This window comes from Candidatus Sodalis sp. SoCistrobi (genome assembly GCF_900143145.1).
GTDB lineage: Bacteria > Pseudomonadota > Gammaproteobacteria > Enterobacterales > Enterobacteriaceae > SoCistrobi.
On the sequence record NZ_FRDB01000366.1, the window covers coordinates 1 to 1,487 of the forward strand.

General features: G+C 57.2%; 1 protein-coding gene and 1 pseudogene. Both read right to left on the reverse strand.

Annotated features, from left to right (window positions below; translation table 11 throughout):
• Window positions 1-964, reverse strand: a 964-nt coding sequence (locus CINSTRO3249_RS15835) for a phage portal protein (RefSeq protein WP_074013903.1), incomplete at its 3' end; no start/stop codon positions are given.
• Window positions 964-1,487: pseudogene (locus tag CINSTRO3249_RS15840) on the reverse strand (terminase); the annotation flags it as partial. The pseudogene CINSTRO3249_RS15840 and the gene CINSTRO3249_RS15835, both read right to left, overlap by 1 nt.

A 1,487-nucleotide genomic window follows, 5' to 3' on the forward strand; every position in this document is an offset into this window, starting at 1 on the left:
GCATGCGCTGAAGCGGGATCACCTCGTCCTGCCGGTAGGTTTCCCGCGCCTTGACCGGATCGCCGAGGCCCGCCGCATTGCTGGGAATAATCCCCGCCAGCCCGGCCGGATAGCGATGCGCGGTTAATACATCCTGAGCGCTGATATTCTTGATATTGCTGAACTCATCCTTGGCGCTGATATCGCCGATAGGAATAAATTTGATACCCTCCGGATCGCCCTTCGGAATGCTGACAAACAGCGTTTTAAAATTCCCGACCCCTTTTCCCTGCTCAACACATTCCATGATTTGCTCTTCCATTTCGGGGCTAAGGTTCGGATCACTGGTGTAAATGATGCCGCCCGTATGCGCGCCGTTATGGTAGTAGAGACGCCGAAAAATGGTGGCCTCGCTGTTGAGTAGCGCCGAGTGGATCCCGCCGATATAATCCGGCAGGCCGTAAATCTGTTGTTGCGGATCGTACTGTTGCAGAAAAATCACGTCCTCTGGCGGGTAAACGAGCGGCTCGCCCTGTTGCAATATCACGAATTCGCCGCTTTTGCGCAGGCGCAGATAGAGTGAAGGCAGCGGAGCCAGGGCGATCACCTCGCCCCAGCCGTTGCGTACTTTCAGGATGGCCAGATCGCCAAAGGTCAGGTAATCAAACATGCCGGCCTTCAGCTGCTCATGGCTCAGGCCGCCACCCCGATAATCGGCGGCCACCATATTGCGCCGGGCGTAGAGCACGCCGCCGTGCTGGCCGTTGAGGTTCACCAGCTGCGCCAGCGCCAGCCGGTCAATGGGCAGTGAATAGTGATCGACCGCGTTGTCGTACCAGATATCGCGGTAATCAGTGCCGGTGGTCAGTACCGGTTCAGGATTGCCCAGGGTGCCGGTCTTGATCATGCTCATGTTCCGCTGACGGCTGACGGTAGCCTTGCCACTGTTGCGCGCCGCCTGACGGCGGGATTGACGTTTTTTCATTAGTTTTGGCTCATTTTCCAGATGGAGCGGCGGGGATTTTCGTAGTTCAGCGGTTCATTATCCGCCGCGTGTGAAAGGGCAAAAAACACATCCGCATGGCCGGTTTCCTGGCTGCGGTCGGCAATAAAGGTCATGCCGCCCCCTTTGGCAGTACTGGTACGGCGAATCGCCAGGAAGCTGGCGGCGATTTCTTTCTGCTCGCCGTCCCATTCGATGCGCTGGCTTTCCACCAAATCGACCATTTTCAGCACCAGGCGGTTTTTGGTTTCCACTCCGTAGCGGATAGCCACGGTTTGACGTGGCGCGAAGGCTTCTACCATTTCAAACACGCCGCTGCCGATCCCAGTGGTATCAATACCGATATGCGTCATATGGTAGCGGGCAAACAGCGTCTTAATCTGGCTGGCCTGGTATTTCCAGTTCATCCCCTGCCAGTAGAAGGTCGCCAGCACCCGGAAACGTTCCCCCTCATACTGCGGCGGTGCCATAATCACAAAGGTGGAGGTGTCGCCAGAGCGGGCCG